This window comes from Paenibacillus diazotrophicus, assembly GCF_042610465.1.
Map to the genome: position 1 here is coordinate 267,664 of NZ_JBGJZN010000003.1, position 21,785 is coordinate 289,448.

Annotated in this window: 21 protein-coding genes; 20 read left to right on the plus strand and 1 reads right to left on the minus strand. The window is 51.5% G+C overall.

Features of this window, described 5'->3' with window-relative positions; all coding sequences use genetic code 11:
* The first annotated feature begins 23 nt into the window (after positions 1-23).
* The 13 genes from ACAN54_RS15410 to ACAN54_RS15470 all read left to right on the plus strand — a co-directional run bounded on the left by ACAN54_RS15410 (position 24) and on the right by ACAN54_RS15470 (position 14,181).
* Positions 24-710: a hypothetical protein gene (locus ACAN54_RS15410; protein ID WP_379156623.1), complete on the plus strand. Its 687-nt coding sequence runs from the start codon at positions 24-26 to the stop codon at positions 708-710.
* Positions 707-1,930 (plus strand): glutathionylspermidine synthase family protein, encoded by a 1,224-nt coding sequence (locus tag ACAN54_RS15415; protein ID WP_379156626.1) that lies wholly within the window; start codon positions 707-709, stop codon positions 1,928-1,930. The genes ACAN54_RS15410 and ACAN54_RS15415 overlap by 4 nt, the downstream gene beginning before the upstream one ends.
* Positions 1,917-2,573, plus strand: a complete 657-nt coding sequence (locus ACAN54_RS15420) for a signal peptide protein (protein WP_379156628.1) — start codon at positions 1,917-1,919, stop codon at positions 2,571-2,573. Before ACAN54_RS15415 ends, ACAN54_RS15420 begins: the two co-directional genes overlap by 14 nt.
* On the plus strand, positions 2,570-2,962 hold the full coding sequence (locus tag ACAN54_RS15425; protein WP_379156631.1) for a DUF350 domain-containing protein: 393 nt from the start codon (positions 2,570-2,572) through the stop codon (positions 2,960-2,962). The genes ACAN54_RS15420 and ACAN54_RS15425 overlap by 4 nt, the downstream gene beginning before the upstream one ends.
* A 4-nt stretch (positions 2,963-2,966) precedes the next feature.
* Complete coding sequence (locus tag ACAN54_RS15430) at positions 2,967-3,980, plus strand: potassium channel family protein (RefSeq protein ID WP_379156634.1); 1,014 nt, start codon at positions 2,967-2,969, stop codon at positions 3,978-3,980.
* Between the two features lie 197 nt (positions 3,981-4,177).
* Positions 4,178-5,329 carry a hypothetical protein gene (locus tag ACAN54_RS15435; protein ID WP_379156637.1) on the plus strand — a complete coding sequence of 384 codons (1,152 nt, stop codon included), beginning with the start codon at positions 4,178-4,180 and terminating at the stop codon, positions 5,327-5,329.
* A gap of 25 nt (positions 5,330-5,354) precedes the next feature.
* Positions 5,355-6,905, plus strand: coding sequence for a glycan biosynthesis hexose transferase WsfD (wsfD, locus tag ACAN54_RS15440; RefSeq protein ID WP_379156640.1), 1,551 nt, complete (start codon positions 5,355-5,357; stop codon positions 6,903-6,905).
* Complete coding sequence (locus ACAN54_RS15445; RefSeq protein WP_379156643.1) at positions 6,902-8,467, plus strand: hypothetical protein; 1,566 nt, start codon at positions 6,902-6,904, stop codon at positions 8,465-8,467. Before wsfD ends, ACAN54_RS15445 begins: the two co-directional genes overlap by 4 nt.
* Positions 8,468-8,493: 26 nt before the next feature.
* Positions 8,494-9,744 carry a glycosyltransferase family 2 protein gene (locus ACAN54_RS15450; protein ID WP_379156647.1) on the plus strand — a complete coding sequence of 417 codons (1,251 nt, stop codon included), beginning with the start codon at positions 8,494-8,496 and terminating at the stop codon, positions 9,742-9,744.
* A 42-nt stretch (positions 9,745-9,786) separates the two neighbouring features.
* Positions 9,787-11,883 (plus strand): cellulose biosynthesis cyclic di-GMP-binding regulatory protein BcsB, encoded by a 2,097-nt coding sequence (locus ACAN54_RS15455; RefSeq protein ID WP_379156650.1) that lies wholly within the window; start codon positions 9,787-9,789, stop codon positions 11,881-11,883.
* Positions 11,873-12,727: a diguanylate cyclase domain-containing protein gene (locus ACAN54_RS15460; protein WP_379156654.1), complete on the plus strand. Its 855-nt coding sequence runs from the start codon at positions 11,873-11,875 to the stop codon at positions 12,725-12,727. The genes ACAN54_RS15455 and ACAN54_RS15460 overlap by 11 nt, the downstream gene beginning before the upstream one ends.
* A 271-nt stretch (positions 12,728-12,998) precedes the next feature.
* Positions 12,999-13,787, plus strand: a complete 789-nt coding sequence (locus ACAN54_RS15465; RefSeq protein ID WP_379156658.1) for an SDR family oxidoreductase — start codon at positions 12,999-13,001, stop codon at positions 13,785-13,787.
* Positions 13,788-13,932: 145 nt separating this feature from the next.
* Positions 13,933-14,181 carry a type B 50S ribosomal protein L31 gene (locus ACAN54_RS15470; protein ID WP_074088414.1) on the plus strand — a complete coding sequence of 83 codons (249 nt, stop codon included), beginning with the start codon at positions 13,933-13,935 and terminating at the stop codon, positions 14,179-14,181.
* A 459-nt stretch (positions 14,182-14,640) separates the two neighbouring features.
* On the opposite strand, the gene ACAN54_RS15475 is transcribed toward ACAN54_RS15470, so the two are convergent.
* The gene (locus tag ACAN54_RS15475) at positions 14,641-15,669 is read right to left on the minus strand and encodes a copper amine oxidase N-terminal domain-containing protein (RefSeq protein WP_379156662.1); all 1,029 of its coding nucleotides are present in this window, start codon (positions 15,667-15,669) and stop codon (positions 14,641-14,643) included.
* A 150-nt stretch (positions 15,670-15,819) separates the two neighbouring features.
* Here ACAN54_RS15475 and ACAN54_RS15480 point away from each other — a divergent pair, with 150 nt between their 5' ends.
* The 7 genes from ACAN54_RS15480 to ACAN54_RS15510 all read left to right on the plus strand — a co-directional run bounded on the left by ACAN54_RS15480 (position 15,820) and on the right by ACAN54_RS15510 (position 21,732).
* Positions 15,820-16,533, plus strand: coding sequence for an HAD family hydrolase (locus ACAN54_RS15480; RefSeq protein ID WP_379156665.1), 714 nt, complete (start codon positions 15,820-15,822; stop codon positions 16,531-16,533).
* Positions 16,534-16,626: 93 nt separating this feature from the next.
* On the plus strand, positions 16,627-17,730 hold the full coding sequence (locus ACAN54_RS15485) for an MBL fold metallo-hydrolase (protein WP_379156668.1): 1,104 nt from the start codon (positions 16,627-16,629) through the stop codon (positions 17,728-17,730).
* A 71-nt stretch (positions 17,731-17,801) separates the two neighbouring features.
* Entirely contained in the window at positions 17,802-18,080 is a 279-nt protein-coding gene (locus tag ACAN54_RS15490) for a hypothetical protein (RefSeq protein ID WP_379156671.1), read from the plus strand.
* Positions 18,081-18,338: 258 nt separating this feature from the next.
* Entirely contained in the window at positions 18,339-18,539 is a 201-nt protein-coding gene (locus ACAN54_RS15495; RefSeq protein ID WP_019914790.1) for a cold-shock protein, read from the plus strand.
* A 135-nt stretch (positions 18,540-18,674) separates the two neighbouring features.
* Positions 18,675-18,905 (plus strand): cold-shock protein, encoded by a 231-nt coding sequence (locus ACAN54_RS15500; protein ID WP_219215299.1) that lies wholly within the window; start codon positions 18,675-18,677, stop codon positions 18,903-18,905.
* A gap of 327 nt (positions 18,906-19,232) precedes the next feature.
* Positions 19,233-20,948, plus strand: a complete 1,716-nt coding sequence (locus ACAN54_RS15505) for a cache domain-containing sensor histidine kinase (RefSeq protein ID WP_379157517.1) — start codon at positions 19,233-19,235, stop codon at positions 20,946-20,948.
* The gene (locus ACAN54_RS15510) at positions 20,923-21,732 is read left to right on the plus strand and encodes a response regulator transcription factor (protein WP_379156677.1); all 810 of its coding nucleotides are present in this window, start codon (positions 20,923-20,925) and stop codon (positions 21,730-21,732) included. Before ACAN54_RS15505 ends, ACAN54_RS15510 begins: the two co-directional genes overlap by 26 nt.
* Positions 21,733-21,785 lie beyond the last annotated feature (53 nt).

The following is a 21,785-nucleotide window of genomic DNA, read 5'->3' on the forward strand; positions in this document are numbered from 1 at the left end:
GGTCAGGAGAGGAGGATCTCAAATTGGCAAAGGATGAACATGAGAAAGAGCCTTTAGCTTCCAGATTATTCACCCCGGACGGCAAACCGATCCGGGTATTGTCTACCTCGCTGGGCATCGCCCTGCTGGCCAATGCTTTATTTATCCCAGGGGGTGCAGGTGCAGCCGGCAGCGGCTCTGCAGATGAGCCCACGCTGGTATCGTGGTCTACTGAAGAGGTCAAAGCTTATTTTGACAAAAATGTAGACTGGAATATTCCTTATCCGGAAGAAAATGCTGAAGAGGTGCTGCAGGAAGGTCAAGGGGTTGTCACCTCGGGCGGTACCACAGTCATCAACAATTACGGCGGCTATAACTCTGGCTTTGGCTGGGATGATCTGCTGCTGTACCACATGCTGTTCAACAGCGGTTCCTTCTATTCTTCGAGAGGCTGGTACAATAACCGCCCTACCTATTATGGCGGCACACGGACAGTCTACAAGGCACCTAGCTATAACAGCGGAAGCTTTCAGAATAAGCCAGTGGCCGGCTCTGTGGTGAAGCCGCGGACCTCTACCTCGTCCACCGGTTCGATCACCAGAAGGAACACTTCGAGCAAGGCCGGTGGAGTCGGAGGCAAATCCAGCGGTCTGGGTTCAGGCAGCAAGTCCAGCTCTTCATCAAGATCCAGCTCCGGCAAAAGTTCAGGCAAGAGCGGTTTCGGCGGATGAGCCTGGCAGACAGTGTTTTTGAGTATATTGATCAGTCGGGTCTCGAACGCGCTCCGCGCGTAGAAGAGCTTCATAAGCTCGGGTTTACCTGGGCTGACCTGGAGGACGAAGAATACTGGCTTGATGCAGTTGCCGTGATGCGAAGTGAGACCTACAAGGAGCTGGAGGAAGCCTCAGTCAAGCTTTGGACGATCCTCGACAAGGCTGTCCGTTATGTCCACCAGCGGCATGATTTGTATGAATTGCTGGGCATTCCGCCTGTACTCTGGCAGATGCTGGACGACACTCCGCTGCCGGAGCCGGGGTTGATTAGCCGTTATGCCAGATTCGATTTTGCCATAGCCAGCGACGGCACGATCAAGCTGCTGGAGCTGAACGCCGATACACCAACCGGCTATGTGGAAGCATCCATCGCTACACCTTGGATTTGCGCGCAGGCCGGGGTGCCAAGCCCGAACACCGGAATGAAGGATCGACTGGCTGCAGCCTGGGGCATCGAGCAGCCGGATACGGCGGCTTGTGTCGCTTATGGAACACATCAGGAGGATTCCGGCACCATTGAATCGCTTGTTGCGCACAGTGGTCTGGATATCCGCTGTGTCGACTGCCTGGATTTGTGGATCGATGAAGGGACGGTCAGAGATGCGGAGGACCGGATCATCAAGCGGATGTTCGCTCTCTATCCCAAGGAGTGGATGGCGGTGGATGATGGCGGGGAGGCGCTTGCTTATGCTATCGAGAGCGGACAGCTTCAGCTGTTCAACGGCCCGCACAGCATTCTGCTGCAGTCCAAAGGGCTGGTTGCTGCCGTATGGGGGATGTATGAGCTGGGCCTGCTCTTCAGTGAGGAAGAGCGGCAGGCCATAGCCAGCTATATCCTGCCAACCTACAACAAGCCTGTATTCTCCGGCAACTTTGTATCCAAATCCGTCTTCGGTCGTGAAGGCGGCTCTGTACGGATTTTTGATGACAGCGGGTCACTGGAGATTGCCGATGAGGACGGCTTCGACAGCAGTGTACTGTTTCCCGTGGTGTACCAGAAGCGGGCTGAGCTGGCCCGTGTTCAGACCCATGAAGGAGAATTTCACCTGCTGACCGGCATGTTTGTGATTAACGGTGTGCCTTGCGGGCTACTGGGCCGCGCAGGCGGACCGATTACAGGCAATTCCAGTCATTTTATCGCGCTAGGAGTGAGGGGGCTTGAAGATGAACAAAGATAGAAGTCGCCGGAGCGGGGGTTGTCACAGGCTCCATTCGGGAACATGGCTTGGCATGCTGCTGATGGCAGTACTGCTGCTGAGCGCATGTTCGGGCAATACGAATAGTGTATTTCATACAGGCACCGAAACAACGGATAATGTATCACGCGTTCCCTGGGATTACCGGGTGGTTGAAGGCACGGTTGGAGATCTGATCGGCAGTGACATGACCGTATTGCCGGATAATGAGCTGCTGCCCAATGATGGTAATTATGCCACGGGCGACAAGATATGGACCCTGCAGTTCATGGATGCCGAACTGGTAACGGATGCCGACCAGAAGAATGATATCCGCCTGTCTTCCTGGTCTACGATCAAATCGTATGCTGATCAGAAGACGGCTGCAGAAGATTTGGCGCGCCTTAAGGTTTCCATTACAACGGATGTGGATCTTGTGGGTGTATACAAGACCAAATACCAGGACAAAACCAGAAATTTTGCCGTGGTGGAGCTGCCGTCGGGTAACCGGATTAAGCAGCCGATCGATGACAAGCGCTATACGGCTCTGGAGAAAGCCAAGAAAGCCTCTGTGGTGCTGGAGGAAGTACATGATTTCGCCGATTATGATTCGGCCTACGCAAAATTCAGGGGGTGGGCAAAGTGACGATTGTAATTAATCTGGTAGTCAGCGTGTTGACTATTATTCTGCTGCAGGTGCTCGGAATGGTGGTATTCAGCCTGATGACTCCGTTCAAGGACATGGAAGAATTGAAGAAGGGCAACGTGGCTGTAGCGTTGGCACTCGGCGGCAAGTTTCTGGCCACGGCGATCATTCTGGGCGTGGCGGCGTATACGAATACCTCGATCTGGTTCATGATGCTCTGGTTCGCGGTAGGGTATGTCTGCCTGATCGCGGCGTACTGGATCTTCGAGCTGTTCACACCGAGCTTCAGAATATCCGATCATCTGCAGAAGGGGAATGTTGCTGTAGGCTTGATGCTGTGCCTGGTATTCGTCGGAACGGCATTCGCCGTCAGCAGTCTGATCATATAAGCCGATGCATTTTCTACTGCGTCTCTCCGGGAAGCTGATGCGTCTAAGGAAAAGGTCCATTGGGCTGATCATCCTGGGCTTTGTTGTGATGAGTGCAACGATTGCCTTTGTACTGGAGCCAGGAACTTTCCACAACTGGTTCAATGCTTTCTATTGGGTCATGACGACGATGTCCACCGTAGGTTACGGCGACTTTTTTGCCACCTCGGCGGCGGGGAAGCTATTTACCATGTTTCTGTATATTTTCGGCATCGGGCTACTCAGTCTGGTGATCGGAAAGGTAATTGATGCTATGGGGGAACTGCAAAGAAGGAGAGGAGCCGGAACCTTGAGCTTTCGTGGGAAAGACCAAGTGGTACTGATCAATTGGAACCGCAAAACACAAGCTGCCGTCGATGAGATCCTCTGCTACTCGCCGGATTGCCGGATCATCATTATTGATGAGAGCGGTCAGCACCCGCTGCAGGACATGGAGCATGTCCATTTCATCAGCGGTGACCCTTCCAGCGATGACATCCTGCAGAAGGCGAATATTGAAGAAGCCAGGGCAGCGATCGTATTCGGGGATACGCGGATCGACGAGGCTTCACTGACGGATGGCAAAACCCTGCTGATCGCCTCCAGTATTGAGCGGATTGCTCCGCAGGTACATACCACTGTTGAGATTATGCAGGAAAAGAATATCCAGAACTTCCGTCATGTCCATGTTAATGAATTCGTACTTTCGCATGATGCCATTTCAAGACTTGCTGTCCGCTCGGCGCTGCAGGAGGGGAATCCGGAGGTCATTACCCAGCTGCTTAGCCGGGAGCATGGCGATGATATCTATGAAATTCCCAGGGATGCCGCATGGCGTACTTATGGCGATGCCTTCCAGGCGCTGCTGCGCCAGGGAGCGACGCTGCTGTCCGACAGGGGGGATCTTGGTATCAACCGCAAGCTGGATCAGCCGATCCCGCAGGAAGCCAGACTCTACATCGTGTCAGATGAGCACACCTACCGTCAGATCAAAGGTTAGTAGGACGATATATCCATATCTCATTCAACAAAGAGCTGCTCGGGTCCATCAGGACCTTCGTACAGCTCTTTGTTTGCGTAAATATGAATTTTTATTGAGTTGGACACAAAATGATCAATTTCATGGTTAATTTTGTGACTTAGATTACCGTTATATTATATAGATGCAGATATCTTCTTCCTTGAGGATGTGATGGTATGACCAGTAAACTCAGCACAGCCACCGGGATTCTACTCTCAATGCTGCTGCTAGCTTCCTGCAAGGGCGGCGAACCAGCCACCGGTACTGCCGCCACAGCTAATGGGACGATAGTCGCAGCTTCTTCCCCGTCGCCTATAGGGCAGAGTGTGGATAATCGGGAAGAAATACAGGACCTGAGGGCATTTATTGCGAATCACCTTACCGGACCTTACGGGGTATATACTAACCTGCTGGATACAGACGAATCAGGTGAATCGGCTACCGGTCATGAGGTGCTAAGTGAATCAGCTTCCCTCTTGATGAAAGCAGCTGTGTTTGCCGGCGATAAGGAGCAGTTTGCCAGCCAGTGGGCTCTAGCCGAACAAACCTTTGATATGAAAGGCGGATTCAGCTATCGTTACAGCCCTAAGCAACAGAAGCAGTATTCTGTGAATGCCGCTGTGGACGACCTGCGCCTGATTGGAGCCTTATATGACGCGGGTGAGTTTTTTGATGAGCAGGCTTATACAGAACAGGCGGATAAATACAGCCAGCGATTCTATGAGAATAACGTAAAAGAAGGATATATGTATGACTTTTATGACGCTACGTACAAAACTATAAACAGCTTTGTTACATTGTGCTATATTGATTTGGATACTATGCGAAAAATGTCGATTAATGATGAATTAAGAGAAGAATTATTGCGTAATATGGAGGGGATTCTGGAGGGGGGCTACCTCTCGGATGCGTTTCCGTTCTACGAGACAAGATTCGATTATGGCGCGGAAACCTACAGTACGGAAAATATTAATACGGTGGAATCCCTCCTGAGTATTCTGCACTTGGCAGAGGCGGGCCGGCAGAAGCCGGCGAGTATCCGCTATATCAAGGAACAGGTCGCGGCAGGAACGCTCTACGGGCAATATTCCCGTGAAGGGAAGCCACTGAATGATATCCGGTCCACGGCAATTTATGCCCTGGCGGCTATGATAGGGGCAGAGATTGGAGATGACGTCCTCTACCAGTCGGGAATTTCGCGAATGAATGAATTTCAGGTGCAGGAGGCAGATAGTCCGCTGTTCGGCGGATTTGGCAATACCGATACCGGACAGGCGTATTCTTTTGATAATCTTATGGCCTTGTTGGCTTATTCATATTCACTCTAAATTACAGTAACGAAGGTGGCCGGGCATGATCGACGATAACATAGTAAGAACACCCCTACGGCAACATATTATGCCCGCCGGGCTGCGGGTATCCCCCGCTTTTGCAGCAGCTTTCGGCGTATTGCTCGTTACAGTTATAGCTCTGTTTACGGCTCCCTACATAGGAATGGCTGACAACGGCGACTTTTTCCGCAATATATACAGTAACGGTCTCTACTTCAGCTTGCCTGACTACGACAGCAAGTATTTCGGCTATTTCATTAAGCATTACGGAATCTATCAATACTACAACGAGAATGGGGCTACGCTAGACTCCTCACAGTCGTTGTTCATTAAGCTGGCTATCGGTCTTAATAAGCTGATGTTCAGCAGCACTGTGTTCGATATCCGCTTTCAGGCCGCTATTTACACGGTTCTCTATGTTATTGCAGTCTATCTCTTAATAGAAGCGGTCACCTGCAAAATGTCACGCAAGCAAGGCATGATTATTGCCATTCTTGCTATTTTTGTATTCGGTGATACAGGATATACCGCCTATTTCAACTCCTTTTACAGCGAAAGTGTCGTCATGATCATGATGATCTTCGTCTTTGCCTCCTGGCTGCTGATCTGCCGTAAAAGATACAATGACTACGCACTTCTTGGTCTGTTCGTCCTCAGCAGCGTTATTCTAACGACCTCCAAGCAGCAAAATGCTCCAGTGGGCATGATTATTGCCTTGCTTGGCATCTCTCTGGTCTGGATCCGGCGGGATCGTCTCTTCCGCAGTCTGACGCTTGTGTCCATGGCGCTGCTGATGTGTGCCGGCATTGCCACCTACCTGAATATCTCCAAAGAATTCGTCAATATCAACCAATATCATGCTATGACCCGGGGCGTGCTGAAGGAATCTTCCAATCCCGAGACGACGCTGAAATCTTTTGGGATTAATGAACAATACGCCATTCTGCAGGGCAGTATCTATTACGAGCAGTACGGAACAGTAGATGTGAACTCGCCGATTCTGCAAAAGGACTTCTACAGCCGCTACGGCTTCGGGTCCATTCTCAAAAACTATCTTGTGCATCCCGATCAGCTCAGCTCCATCCTGAATGTCGCGGCCCGAAGCGCCTTTTCAATCAAGCCTGCGGCGATGGGAAATTATGAAGAATCGGCGGGCAAGGCCTTCCGTGCCCAGAGTCATTTTTTCACGGTCTATAGTCTGCTTAAGCAGAAGCTTGCACCCAAAACCTTCGGATTTATCCTGCTCTGGATGGCGGTAGTCATCGGCCTCTATGCCCCTTCCTTTGTGAAGGCTGTCAGAGCCAGGGATATGCGGGGGGTGCAGCGGATGGTGCTGATTCTGGCCAGTATGGGGGTTGGCCTGTCAGGGATTTTTGTCTCCATTATTGGAGCAGGCGACGCTGATATTTCGAAGCATGAATTTCTGTTTACCCAATCCTTTGATCTGGTCACCTTCATGCTGTCCGCAAGCGTGATTGGGCGAAAAGTATCCCCTGGCCGCCAGCCTGCTGCCAGTACGGCAGGACCTTATGCTGAAGTGCATCCTGAAGCACAGGAGAGTGTGAGCGCTTGAACCGACAGAGGATTTCCAGTCTGCTGCTGCCGCTGATCGTTACTGTTCTTCTACTGTTGTCCGCAGCTCCGCAGGCGCACTCCCAAAGCGTACAGGAAGCTTATACCCCGCAGAAGGTACTGCTTCTGTACGACAGCCTGGGCAAAGGAACTGTTCGGGAAGGGAATATAAGTGAACTGCAGCGGCTGTTATCAGCTTTTGGCAGCCAGGTGACACTGCTCAGCCTGGATCGTTACGGAAAGGGAACCATGGATGCCTTTCCCTGGGTTATCACCGTAATCAATGCGGAGGATATCCCTCCTGGCAATCGGGCTTATCTTGAGGATGTGGAGCACTACCAGGGACAGATACTGCATGTCGGGTATCATCCACCAGCAAGACTGCTGCAGGTGCTCCAGTTAAAGACGGGAATTGTGGATGAAGACCTGGCCGGTCTTACAGTCGGTCCGTTCACCGGCTCCAATCTTCAGGTGAAGGACATGCCCTATATAGCTGCCGTGAACGCGGAACGTACGTATGGGAGCTTCGTCCTCAAGAGCAGCGGCCGCAAGCTGCCCTATGCGGCAACTGCCGGCAGCTATACGTACGTCCCTTACTTGGAGCAGGGCAATGCGAGTGTAGTAGGGATGGCTTATGTGCTGAGGGACTGGCTTGAGAGTAAGACGGCTTCACAGACTTATCTTGTCCTGAAGGAAATCTATCCGTTCTCGGACCTGTCTCTGCTGGAAGAGACGGCGGATCGTCTGTACGAGGAGGGCATTCCTTTTATCGCAAGCATCCGTCCGGTGTTCAGCAATACCGATTTTCCGGCGATGTTACGTTATCTGGCAGCACTGAAGGAAGTTCAGGCGAAGAATGGAAGTATTCTGGTAAATGCGCCAGTGATCATGCCATCCATCAACAGCAGCGATCACACGCTCGCGGAGAAAATGGGCGGATTCGTGGATTTGCTGGTGAAGAACGGCATCGCGCCGCTGGGTATCGGGGCTGACTTATACTGGACCTACGACAAGGAGTACGCGGAAGCAGGCATGGGATTTTTTGATTCCACAGTGCTGTTCCCGGATGAGAACGTCCTGTATATGAACCAGACGAATGTATCTAAGGTGCTAGCATCTTCTCTCTACAGCCTGAAGCCGGAGTTCCTGCAGGGGCTGAGCCACCCTACCAAAGCCATGCCGCAGCTGCCGCTGGGTACGGCCGTCACTGCAGACCTCCCGGAGGATGAAGCCGGACTTAACCGGCTGCTGCAGACGCTGGAAGAGGAATGGATCTCTTTTGCCGATTACAAGCAGGGGGCGCACAAGACCGTAACGAATAAGAATACGATCGTCTCTGCAGATGGAGTGGTGTCGGTGAATGGCGTCTCCTTGAATATCGGTTATACCCCGGAGGCCGTAAGCGGTGATTACCAGTACAAAGAAGCACAGGTCCGGAGCTTCACCAAGCTGTTCAGCGTGCAAAGCAAATTTTTTATTGTAGTGATTATCATCGCGTTGCTGCTGTTCGGCGGTTTGATGGCGATTGGGTACAGGCTGTACCGGAGAAAGTATTTTAAATAACATATAACTGGATTTAGGAGAAGAATATGACGATCTCGGATGTACTGATGGTAATCGCGGTGATCTGCATCTGGTCCCTGCTGCTGGTCAACGTGGCTCTGATTATAGCGGGCTATCTGTATTACATTAAGACTGAAAATGAGGATGTTCCGGAGATTAAGGGCGAGTATCCGTTTGTTACGATTATGGTACCGGCCCACAACGAGGGTGTTGTCATCAGCAAAACAGTCGAATCCCTGTTGGCGCTCGATTACCCGCATGACCGGTACGAGATCATTGTTATTAACGATAACTCCTCCGACAACAGCGCGGAGCTGCTGGGGAGTATTCAGGCCCGCCTCCCTCATCGTAATCTGATAATCATCAATACGGATGCGGTTACGGGCGGAAAAGGAAAGTCCAATGCGCTGAACATCGGCTTCACCCGCAGCAAAGGCGAACTGATCGCGATCTATGATGCGGATAATACGCCGGAGCGGACCGCGCTAAGGTATCTCGTCGCCGAGATCATCAATGATTCCACGCTTGGTGCGGTGATCGGCAAATTCCGGACCCGTAACCGCGATGCGAGCCTTCTTACCCGGTTTATTAATATTGAGACGCTGTCTTTCCAATGGATGGCCCAGGCGGGGCGCTGGAAGCTATTCAAGCTGTGCACCATACCCGGAACCAATTTCATTATGCGCAGGTCGATTGTGGAGAGCATCGGCGGCTGGGATGTCAAAGCAATCGCTGAGGATACGGAGATCAGCTTCCGCATCTATATGATGGGATACCGGATCAAATTCCAGCCCAAATCTGTTACCTGGGAGCAGGAGCCGCAGACAGTGAAGGTCTGGTTCAAGCAGCGGACGCGCTGGGCGAAGGGCAATATCTATGTGATCGTCAAAAATATCCCGTTGCTCTTCGACCGCTCGGCAGCCAAAATCCGCTTTGATATTCTGTATTATCTGTCCATCTACTTCCTGCTGCTGATCTCGCTGGTCACCTCCGACCTGCTGCTCGTGCTGCATGCGATGGGCTACGTGCATACGACCATTGCCGGACTCAGCAGCTTCCTGTGGCTGCTCGCTGTCATTCTGTTTGTAGTGGGCATCTTTGTTACACTCACTACGGAAAAAGGCGAGATGAGCTTGTCCAATTTATGGATCATTATGCTGATGTATGTATCATACTGTCAGCTGTGGATGGTCGTTGCCGCGTATGGACTGTACAACTATCTGAAAGACGTCATCTTTAAACGTGAAGCCAAATGGTACAAAACGGAACGATATTAAGCAACAGCAGAACAAGAAATCAGTGATACAGGAGACAAGACGATGAACAAAAAACAGATGATGATATGGGCGCTCTGCGTCTCCCTTTTCCTGATCCCGATCCGGGCGGCTTCTGCAGCTGCTGCGGCCCCGGTTGATGACAAACAGATATACGAGACTGCCTTTACCGGCAGCGACAGTTCACTTAAGGGAACGAGCTCACAGCAGCAGTATTTTACAGTGATGAACTACTGGAATGTTGAAGGTGTGAAGGTTAATCTGCATTTTCAGATTTCGCAAATTACAGAGGAGCAAATCTCCAGTGTTACGTTATCCCTGAACGGCAGCCCTTTCTACTCTTTCAGACCCTCCCTGCAAAATAACGGGGAACAAAGCATAACCGTTGACGCACCGAAGACCCTCCTGAAGGAGGGAGTGAACACGTTGAGCATTCAGGGGTATCTGCGGACCACTGCGGAGAATAACCAGATCTGCTATGTGGACAATACCCCGGATAACTGGCTGCATCTGTTCAACACCTCCGGTGTCGCGGTATCTTATACCTCCAAGGCCCTGAGCGGTGGTATCAGCGATTTCAGCGAGCGCTTTTCCGGCATGGATTATGTAAAAAGAAGCCAAAGCCTCCTGAGTGTGCCGGCTGGTGCCAGCAGTTCTGAGCTGGAAGCCGCCACTTATGCCTTATCCGGCTTCGCCAACGCGAACACCCTGACCAATACGGCCATTCCGCTGCTTCCTTACAGTGAAGATTCACTGAGGGACAGGAAAGCCGTGATTCTGGTTGCTTTGGCGGATCATGTACCGAATACATTGAAGCTTCAGCTGGATTCCTCCGTGGACTTGGGCGAACATGCCCTTATTCAGCTGGTGAACAAGGATACGCGTCCTACCCTGGTGGTCACTTCCAAGGATGAGAGTCTGCTGATCAAGGCCGGACGCCTCCTCGCCAGCCGGCAGCTGGTCAGCCAGATCAGCAGTGGCATGAAGGTGGTGGACGATGCCACCGATGTGTCGTCTCCGGCTTTTGCCATGAGCTCGAACGTGACCTTTACCGAAACCGGTGATAAGCTGACGGGTCCGAATCATCAGGAGCAGACCTACTTCGTCTCGCTTCCGTCGAACCGCTCAATTGCCGATTCCGGCAAGATCAGCCTGGATTTCCGCTATGCAGAGAATCTGGACTTCAACCGCTCGCTGGTAACGGTGAGCATTAATGATACGCCGATCGGCAGCAAGAAGCTGACCCAGGAGCTGGCGGACGGCGATACACTGAATCTGGCTATTCCGCAGAGTCTGAATATTTCCGGCAACTTCTCGGTAACCGTGGCATTCGACCTGGAGATGCAGGATGCGATCTGTACCCCGAATAGGGAGCAAATGCCCTGGGCCTATATCAGCAAGGAAACGGCCATGCATCTGAATACCAAAGACCGGACAGATCTGTTGTTCAATAATTACCCTTATCCGTTCCTCCGTGATGAAATCTTCAACCATGTGGCGGTCGTACTGCCCCAGAAGATGGACGACTATGCATACCTGAGTCTGGCGAATGTCTTTAATCTGCTGGGCCAATATGCGGGCGGAAATACAGGGGATATCCACTATTACACCGATACTATCGGCGCGGATAATCTTAAGGACAATAATATTATCGCTATAGGCTCCTATAAGGACAATAAGGTCATTCGTGACAACAATGACAAGCTGTACTTCCGGTACAGCAAGGATGGGTCCTCGTTCCTCTCGAATGAGAAGATGAGTATTGATGAGCAATATGGGGCAGAGATTGGCACATTGCAGTTGCTGGATTCCCCTTATCAGAGCGGACGGGGTTTCATGGCGGTGACTGGAGCGAATACGGAGAACATCTATCTGGTCTCCAAGCTGCTTGCCAGCGAAAAGGACAAATGGAAGGTATACGGAGACAGCGTCATCGCCGACAAGGATGGCAACGTCAGCGCGTACCGCTTCAAAACAATTACTGGAGCAGCCAAAGATTCAGTGATCACGCAGATTACGGACCGCGGCGATGTGCTGGGGTTCGTAGTGGCGGTCGTGCTTGCGGTTATGCTGGTAATCGTATCGCTGCTTCTGCTGCTCCGCAAACATATGAAGAAACGTGGTGATAAGCATGAGAAGTAACCGCAGCAGCCTGTTTTCCGATCTGGCCTTTCTGGTGTTCCTGGTGCTGAACTTCATATGTATCGTGTTTATCGCAGGCTCGCCTGATCATTACGTTCAGAATATTATTATTTTGAATATCGCCTTTCTCCTGGCACTGGTCACCTATTTTACCAACGTAACCGCCGGGCTGGTGCTTAATCTTGCATTTATCTTCGGATATGGTTTCTTTGTTCTCTACCAGACGGTGTCGGAGGGTGAGACTATAGGCGTCAATACGTACTTCTGGCTGATTATGACTCCGCTGCTTACGGTTGTGCTTTGGGTCTTCACCTCCACTACCCGGGAGCTACAGGCTGAGAACGATCTACTTAAGAAAAGAACGGCCAATCTCGCCACCATAGATGAGAACACTGATCTGCGCAACACGATATCTTTTCAGAAGGATGCCAGCTTGTTCACAGGGATTTCTACCCGCTACAGCATCCCGTTGACCCTGCTGGTGGTCAAAGTGAAATACTGGAGTGAAATCCGCCGTCTGATCCCCGAAGAGCAGCTGTCCGAGGCGATCTATGATGTCTCCCAGCTCAGTCAGTCCAGTATCCGCACCAATGATGCGCTGTATCTGCTGGACAAGGAAGAGGCCACCTGGGGACTCTTGTTATTCACGGACCGCGAAGGAGCCAAGATAGTGATTGAACGAATTAAGTTGAAGCTCCAGGAATTGAACGACACGGAATTCATGGCGAAATACAAGGTCAATCTGGGTCTGAAAATCGGAGCCGTGCAGTATGAGGAAGGTACGATAGAGAACCCGTTCGACTTTATTGTTCAGGCCAAGAAGCAGCTGGAGTATGATGTATAGCCGCTTAGTTAGTCTATATTGATAATAGATAGCGATGAGCACGCTGGCTGCTCATCGCTATTTGGTCTGGATCGTGCAAGGGGCCAGGCTCGGGGAGAGAGTCTGGACGCGGGGCCAGGGCTATACTAAGATTAGTCTAACCGCTGCTGATTATTGCAGCATAGGAACGAATAGTACGCAAACCGGAGCACCGGCTGCCGTGAGCTCTCTTTAGGCAACTGGTTTACCAGGCAACTGGCCTGCCGGACATCTGAACAAGGAGGCGTAGGGAATGGATTTGGGCCTAGCAGGGAAGTCAGTATTTGTTGCGGCGGCGAGTAAAGGTTTGGGCCTTGCTACTGCACTGGAGTTTGCGCGCGAGGGCGCGATGGTGACGATTGCCAGCCGGAACCTGGAACAACTTGAAGCGGCCCGGAAGACCATCGCGGAGGCTACCGGCCGGGAGGTGGCGATGGTACAGATGGATGTGACCCGCCCCGAGGAGATCCGGCGGGCAATTGAAGCCGGCGCTGAGTACGGAGGCGGGCTGGATGTATTGGTCACCAATGCCGGAGGCCCACCGGGCGGCGGCTTTGAGGATATGGCCGACGCCGACTGGGCCGACGGCTATGAGCTTACGCTAATGGGCACCGTGCGCATGATCCGCGAAGCGCTGCCTTACCTGCGCTCAAGCGGCAACGGGCGCATTGTAGGCATCAGCTCGGTATCGATCAAGCAGCCGATTAGCGGACTGATCCTCTCGAACGTCTTCCGGGCTGGCGTGAGCGCGCTGTTCAAGACGCTCGCGACTGAGCTGGCTCCGGAAGGCATCCTGATTAATTCGCTTGCACCCGGGCGTATCGGCACAGACCGGATTCTGCAGCTGGACGGCAAGCGGGCGGAGGCGCGCGGCATCTCCCGGGAGCAGGTCGGACAGGAAGCGCTGGTTCAGATTCCGGCTGGAAGAAGCGGTACTCCGGAGGAGTTCGGCAAAGCGGCCGTATTTCTGGGCTCTTTTGCCAATACCTATATTACGGGCCAGTCTCTATTGATTGATGGTGGAATGGTGAAGTCGCTCTAACCGGGTTGTCTATTTTGGTGGTTGACTCCGCGCCCCAGATCACGTATGATAGTATGGCGTGTAAATCTGTGGATTTAGTTATCTCCCAAGAGATTGCTTCATTGTGCCATAGATATTGTATATGTACGGGAAGGAGGTTACTACAATGAAAGAAGGCATACACCCTAAATTCAACCAGGTGATTTTCCTGGATGCCAGCGTAGGTTTCAAATTCCTGAGCTCGTCCACTAAATCGTCCGGTGAAACTATGGAATGGGAAGACGGCAACACTTATCCTGTGATCCGTGTGGACTCCAGCTCCGCATCCCACCCGTTCTACACAGGTAAACAAAGAGATACCGAAACTGGCGGCCGTGTTGACAAGTTCAAACAACGGTTGGCTCAGAAGAAATAATAGTTTGACCGCACAGAGGATATTCCGCAGCCATGCAGATGGCGGATGGAAGGTCCTCTTTTTTTTGTACAGGCTGCTTATCAACTGCAGATTCCGGGTAATAATAAGCAGGTGGGAAGTGGAAGGTGTCAATTATAACGATTGGAACGGCATGTAACGTGTATTCCGAAAGGTAGTTGATTTCACCCATGTACTATCTGAAAGGCAAGAACAAATCGAGATGGCGTCGATTGTTAACCGGAAAAGTACCCTAGCCTCTGGAACCTGGCATAAACAAACATTCACTTCTCACCTTTTGAAGACTCTGCGGGCTGCCCGCCGGGTCTTCGTTGCTTTAGTACACAGAATAGATGATTTATCGGTACTATCAAAAAAACCGCGCTCCTGTATATTACAGGTTTCGCGGTTTTTTTGTAGCCATAGCAGGTATGTCTTCACGCTGTTGTGAGTGCGGACAACTTAATGTATCTCTGTCTCCATAACTACCTTCAGGGCCGTGCCTATTGGAGGCAGGCTGCGGGTCAGCGAGGGGCTATAGAATCCGATAACCTTGGCTCCCTGGACCAGAAGGGAGGGAGACACAGCCTCTCCGTCTTTATTGATGACGACAGTGTTCTCTGTCAGACGCAGCACAACCTCATTTTGCGATTTCTCGCTCAGTGCGCTGCCGCGGATACGGATGCTGACGGTACCATCTTCGGTATCGACTTGTTGGATTGTACCCGCCGTGCCAAGAAGTTCGCCTTGTAATTCCGCGTCCAGTACGGTGATCCGGTAGGCCGGAGTTTGCGGAGGAAGGCTGCGGGTGGAGATAAGGGAGTGCTGGGCCTCAATAGTCATGCCGATGCGGAGATCGCTAAAGGCTAGTTCCGAGCCGTCTTTGCGGAAGAGCTGGGTATCCTTGCCTACGTTCAGAACGATTCCCTCTGTACCGGTTCCCCGGATATGCACGGACTGGTAGTTGTCCGCTTGGGTAATGGAAGTGATCACACCAGTCTCGCTGATACTATCTGCTGCCGGACGGATCAGAATCTGCTGTCCTTCCACGGTAATCACCTGACGCAACACTTTGTTTATAAAAGAGGCGGGGACATACAGCCTGCCCTGGTTTGTTTGCGGCGCTGTACCGAGTGTAGTGTACATTTTATTGATAACATAGCGGTCTTCGCCGCTTTTTACTGTGGTGAAAATATTACCCTTATTCAGTTCTACAGCTTTTGTCTGCGCATTCCAGGCAACCGTGAAGCCAAGCCCGTCAGCAACAGCACGAAGAGGAACCAGCGGCTCTTTGCTGCCGGAAGGCTGGTAACCGGACTCCGAAAGAACAGTCCCGCTCAGGGATATGGAGAATATAGCAGCCGCAGCAGAGGTTGCCTTTACGGCGCTGTAATTTGCGGATGAAGCACTTGGGGCGGCAGAGACCCCTCCACTTGTAAGTGCGAGTGACAAGGTTAGCAGGATAGTGCTTGTTTTTAGAATAGTGTTCATGGTATTTGCTCCTTTGGTTCAGATTCTCTGGTGCCGGGTCTGTTAACCTCTAAACGCCAGGGTATGGGATTTTGTTGCATAAGTTCCATATCCGTTTAGAATGAAAATATTAACAATAGCTGCAACAGAGACACTTAGGAGGAATCAATTATGTATCAGACATATATTTTTGATCTGTACGGCACACTGATCGACATTGAGACAGACGAGGAGCAGCCCGGAGTCTGGGAGCGGCTCGCGCTCCATTACGGTTATCATGGCCTGACGATTACTGGAGTGGAGCTGCAGCAGCGGTTTCTGCTGGAAAGGGACCGTCAGCTGGCGGCTGCTGCACAGCACTGTGAGTATCCCGATTTTGTGATGGAGGAGGTCTTCCGCGAGGTGGCCCGTGCTTTGGGCGGGAACCCTGGACAAGCCTGGCTGCACGAAACTGTAAGATGGCTGCGCACCTTATCCATGATTAAGATCTCCCTGTATGACGGGGCTCAGGAAATCCTGCGGCACTTGAGAACGCGGGGCAAGAAGGTCTTCCTGCTCTCCAATGGTCAGAAAACCTTCATTGAAGCAGAACTGACCATGCTGGGTATTCTGCATTTATTCGATGGGGTGGCGATATCCTCGGAGGCAGGCATCAGCAAGCCTGATCCGCTGTTCTACCGCTATTTGACGGAGAAGTACGGGGCAGATCTAAGCTCAGCGGTCATGATTGGCAATGATCCGCGTACAGACATGGCAGGTGCGGCGGCAGTGGGGATTGATTCCTGCTTCATTCGTACAGCTTCCTCTCCGGTTGATGTCCCCGTACAGAGCACGGTCCAAATCCAGGATGGTGATTTGCGCAAAATTCCTGGCTGGAACCTGTAGCTTGCAGAGCCGCCGGCGGCACAGTTGCTCCCGGTTCCGGCCGGATTTATAATATGCCTAAGATCTTAATATGCCGGAGAGAAGGGCTGGACCATGACCTTAATTATCATTGCTATTGTCCTTGTGGCGCTGGCCGTATTGGCTTACTTAACAATGGCCCTTTATCCTGCCTTTGGCCGCAGAGCCTCTGGGAAGGAAAAGCAGACCATCCGCCAATCACCGAATTACAAGGATGGGAAATTCGTCTATCCGGCTCCTACCGTGATGATGGAAAACAGTGCTGGAAACGGCTTATCCATACTTAAGGATTTCATCAAAGGTAACCCCCGCTCGCGGCCCAAGCAGCCCCTGATCCCGGAAAGGCTAATGCCCGGCTCGATTCAGGAGGCCGGGGACACCCGGGTGACCTGGTTTGGGCATTCTGCCGTGCTGCTGGAGATGGATGGAGTGACACTCTTCCTTGACCCTATGCTGGGGCGCTCGCCATCTCCTTTTCCATTTGTGGGTGGCAGGCGATACAGCAAGCAACTGCCAGCCGAGATTTCGGAGCTGCCCCGTATCGATGCCGTGCTGCTCTCCCATGACCATTACGACCACCTCGACTATGGCACGATCAAACAGTTGAAGGACAAGGTGGGCATGTTCATTGTGCCGCTTGGCGTCGGCGCCCACCTGCAGCGCTGGGGGGTGAGCCGTGAGAAAATCCGTGAGCAGGACTGGTGGGATGAGTTCCAGTATGCCGGGCTTACGTTGACAAGCGCTCCGGCACGACATTTCTCCGGGCGCAGCCTGCTGGACCGCAATACCACACTCTGGTGCTCCTGGATTATCCGGGGGGTAGAGACGAAGATCTTCTTCAGCGGCGACAGCGGCTATGGCGCGCACTTTGCCGAGATCGGAGAGCAGTATGGACCCTTTGATCTGACGCTGATGGAATGCGGCCAATATGATCCGCGGTGGGCGGATATTCATATGCTCCCGGAACAGACGGTCCAGGCGCATCTGGATGTGCGCGGTGCCCTGATGATTCCAATTCATTGGGGGGCATTTACCCTGTCGATGCATGACTGGACTGATCCGGTGGAGCGGGTGTTCGCAGCGGCGAAGGCACAGGGTGTGCGTCTGGCTACACCGCGCATTGGTGAGCCGGTCTATACCGGTTCTGCGGATGTTCCTTCACTGACATGGTGGAAGTAAGAGGCGATACAGAGTATGGACATGTGGTACAATAGCTGTGCATAAATGCCAGGGGAGCTGACAATACGAACATGAGTGATCAAGTGAATGAACAGGAACTGTTGGAGGTATTAGCTGCGCAGACCAAAGTCGATTCCAAGCTGATTCAGCTGGTGCTGAAACATGAGCTGGCCTTTATCAACAAAGCCAAAGCGAATGCTAAAGGTGAGGTAGATATCGATAACGATGATCTGGTGGATTATATTGTCGCCCAGCGCGATGTGAAGCTGGATGAACTGACTGTAGAGAGTATCCTCGATGCGGAAATGGATTATTTAATGGATAAAGGGCTGGCCGGATACATCGACTAACCCTTGTAGCTGCCGGGTCCATGGCCTTTGCAGGGACTCAGGACCCGGCAGGATATTTTTATTTTTAACGATTCCTTTGCTTTTGAAGAATGAATGTGATACAATAAATTCAAACATAAAGTTTAACCTTAATTCACATATTGTAAAGGGTTATCATTTGTGCTTATGAAGCCTTTTCCAATGTGTGAATTTTTATTTGTTCGTACAATACGTAGGAATAAAAGGACATGTGTTAAATAATATTTTGGAGGTAATATCATGCAAACAGGTACAGTTAAATGGTTCAATGCAGACAAAGGTTTCGGTTTTATCGAGGTTGAAGGCGGAAGCGACGTATTCGTACACTTCTCCGCAATCACTGGCGACGGCTTCAAATCTTTGGACGAAGGCCAACGCGTTGAGTTCAACGTAACTCAAGGCGCTCGTGGACCACAAGCCGAAAACGTTGTAAAACTGTAATTTTGAAATCAAGCTGTCCTTAACTCAAGTTGAGGACAGCTTTTTTTTTTGACAATGAACAAGCCGCTGCAGCCCTGCCATAACGCCCGTTATGGGTGTGGACATCTTCTCAATTCGAACCAAGGAGGGGTACTTATGTATTTTCGAAAAAAAGCGCTGGAGGATCTTCCACAGGAAGACACCGCCATCTGGTCCTGCACCAAAGAGGATTGTACCGGATGGATGCGCGATAACTTTGCCTTTCAATATGTACCTACCTGCTGGCAATGCAACTCTCCAATGACTAGAAGCATGAAGATACTGCCTATGCTTGTGAACACGAATTTTGACATGAAGGCGATCAAGAAGGGCATTACCATTACGTAATCTGCCGCTTCAGGAAGCCGGTCAATCCACTTAGATAGTATAAAGAAGATCATTTAGCAGTCGGTTCCTTTTGAGGAGCGGGCTATTTTTTTGTCTGAATGGATGGACAACCAGATAAGCCCCTAACTGAACCCTGGTAAGTGAAATTGCGTTGGTTTTTTCTGGTGCGTTTGGCAGAAGGGCGACAAATGTGCTTGACAATTGGCGAAACTTTTGGAGAATAAGGTTGGAAACGCTATCACCTGAGGGAGGGAATCCTGTGTGTATGGGAAAGTGAAGGAACTGAACACGCTCCGCAATCAAATATTCATTGGGTTTCTGCTGGTGATGCTGGTGATCATTGCGGTGTCCGGGGCGTTTGTGTATAACAGGGTCTCCTATTTGCTGAAAAATAATGCGGAACGGCACATCCAGCAGACTGCGGTGCAAGCGAACGGAAGGCTGGATGCGCTGATCGATCAGATCGACAGCCTGACGGAGCAGGTGGCGAACCATCCGACAGTTCAGCAGCTGCTGAATGATGAGCTGAACGGCAAATCCGTGTCTTTTAATCAGCGTCAGTCTCTGCAGCAGATCGTCTCCAGCTACCAGGCCTATATGCCGAGTGTGGGTTCTCTGGAGCTGTATACGGCGGACTACCGGCTGCTGTTCCCGATTAAGGAAGGAAGCCTTAACGCAAGAATCAGCGATCCATACATCACTGAAGCCAATACCCAGAAAGGCAGGCTGGTCTGGATCGGCGTGGATCCAAATGATGAAGGCAGCCTTCTGGCTATCCGCCAGGTCAGCCTGATGGATCGCTGGTTCTCACGGGGTGGCTATTTGATCGCCCGGATCCAGCGCAGCTACTTCCAGCTCAATGATCCGCTGTCCGGCAGTGACGGGGGCGAGTCTGTGCTGCTGGTGAATGACGAGGGCCAACTGCTCGGAGGCAGTGAGGAACCGCAGCCCGAGCTGCTTCCGCTGCTTGCCAGCAAGGACCAGACCGTTAACTTCCAGGGCAAGGAATATGTACAGGTGAAGCTGGGCTCTGATAAGACCGACTGGACACTACTGATACTTACTCCAGTAAGCTATGTTACCAAAGGGATTTCTGTACTAAGAACGGTATTGCTGGTTTCGGGCGGGATTGGCACGCTGCTGTTTTTACTGTTGTCTTTTGTGCTGTCCACGATGATTACGAGGCCGATTATACATCTGATTCGCGCGATGCGTAAATCCCGGCTAGGAGTTCTGACCCCTAACTCAGAGACGGTATCCACAATGGAGTTAAGGGAATTGAACTATACGTACAACGGTATGATTGCCAATATGAATGATCTGATCCGTGTGGTCTATGAAAAGGAAGTGCTGCAGAGCCGTACGGAGCTAAAGGCGTTGCAGGCACAGATCAACCCGCATTTCCTGTTCAATACACTCGAGGCCTTCAATTGGTCGCTTGAGGAGAAGGGCGAAGAAGAGCTGGCTGGGCTTATGGTTGCAATGTCCAGACTCTTCCGGTACATTATCGGAAATTCGAACTCCGATGAATGGGTTACCCTCGGGGAAGAAGTAGAGCAGGTTAAGCGTTATCTGAAAATTATGGAGATGCGCATGGGAGACCGCCTGTCGTGGAATATCCAAATTGAACATAGGGAGGCTACCGTACCGGTGCCTAAGCTTCTTATTCAGCCGATCGTCGAGAATGCGATTCTTCACGGAGTGGAGGGACGTGTGGGTAATGGAACCATTGGCGTCATCGTCACCCCCTCTGCACGTGAAGGCTGGACCCGAATATCAATACAAGACGATGGGCCGGGGATGGATTTCGACACGCTGAAGTCCTTATACGCTGCGCTCGAAGGCGGCCCATCCATCTCTTCAAAGGGTACAGGAATAGGTCTGGTAAATGTGCAGCGGCGTCTGAAGCTTTACTATGAAGCGGCAGGGACGGAGATGGAAGGGCTGCACATTGAGAGTAGCCGTTCCGAGGGTACGGTGATTACTTTTGAAATTCCGAACAATGGAGGGCATACATATGAATTTGGGCAATCCGGGCAATAAGACGATTCTGGTTGTGGATGATGAACCGAGGACACGGCAGGGCATCAGGCAAACGCTGGAGGTATGGGCTGCTGGCCGCTATATCATAGAAACGGCTGATAACGGTATTGACGCGCGTGAGCGGCTGCTGAATGGGCGTGTGCATTTGCTGATTACCGATGTCCGAATGCCTGAGGTCAGTGGACTAGACCTGATCCGTTCCATAAAAGAGTTAGCTCGGAAACCGGTCATCATTGTCATATCCGGCTATGCAGAATTTGAATATGTGCAGCAGGCCTTGAGGCTTGGCGCATTCAATTATCTGCTTAAACCACTGGACAAGGTCGAACTGCTGGAGGTAGTGGAGACAGCCTTGAAGCAGGAAGAGGAACAGCAGCGTCATGAGAAGCTGGAGAAGCTGGTTGACCATAAGCTGATGGAGATCGATCCCGATACTGCTGATATGGGTGAACCGGTAAAAGAAGCCCTGGCCTATGTGGAGCAGCATCTGCACGAGCAGCTGACCATGTCCGAAGTAGCCGCCATGATTCATTTGAATGCCAGCTACTTCAGCGTGCTGTTCAAGGAGCAGGCGGGCGTATCGTTCAGCGAATATTTATCACGTATAAGAATTCAGCGTGCCAAGGAGCTGCTGTTACAGACGCGCCTGCCGATTGGAGAGATTGGGGAGCGTGTAGGTTACCGTACGGACAAATATTTTATCAAAGTGTTCAAGTCTCTGGAGGGTGTGAGTCCGAGCCGCTACCGCCAGCAAATGAAGGATGAGCGCAGTGAAATCCAATAAAAGTGGAATAAAAACCAATGAGTGTGATCTTATAGTCTTCCAGCCTCGGTGCT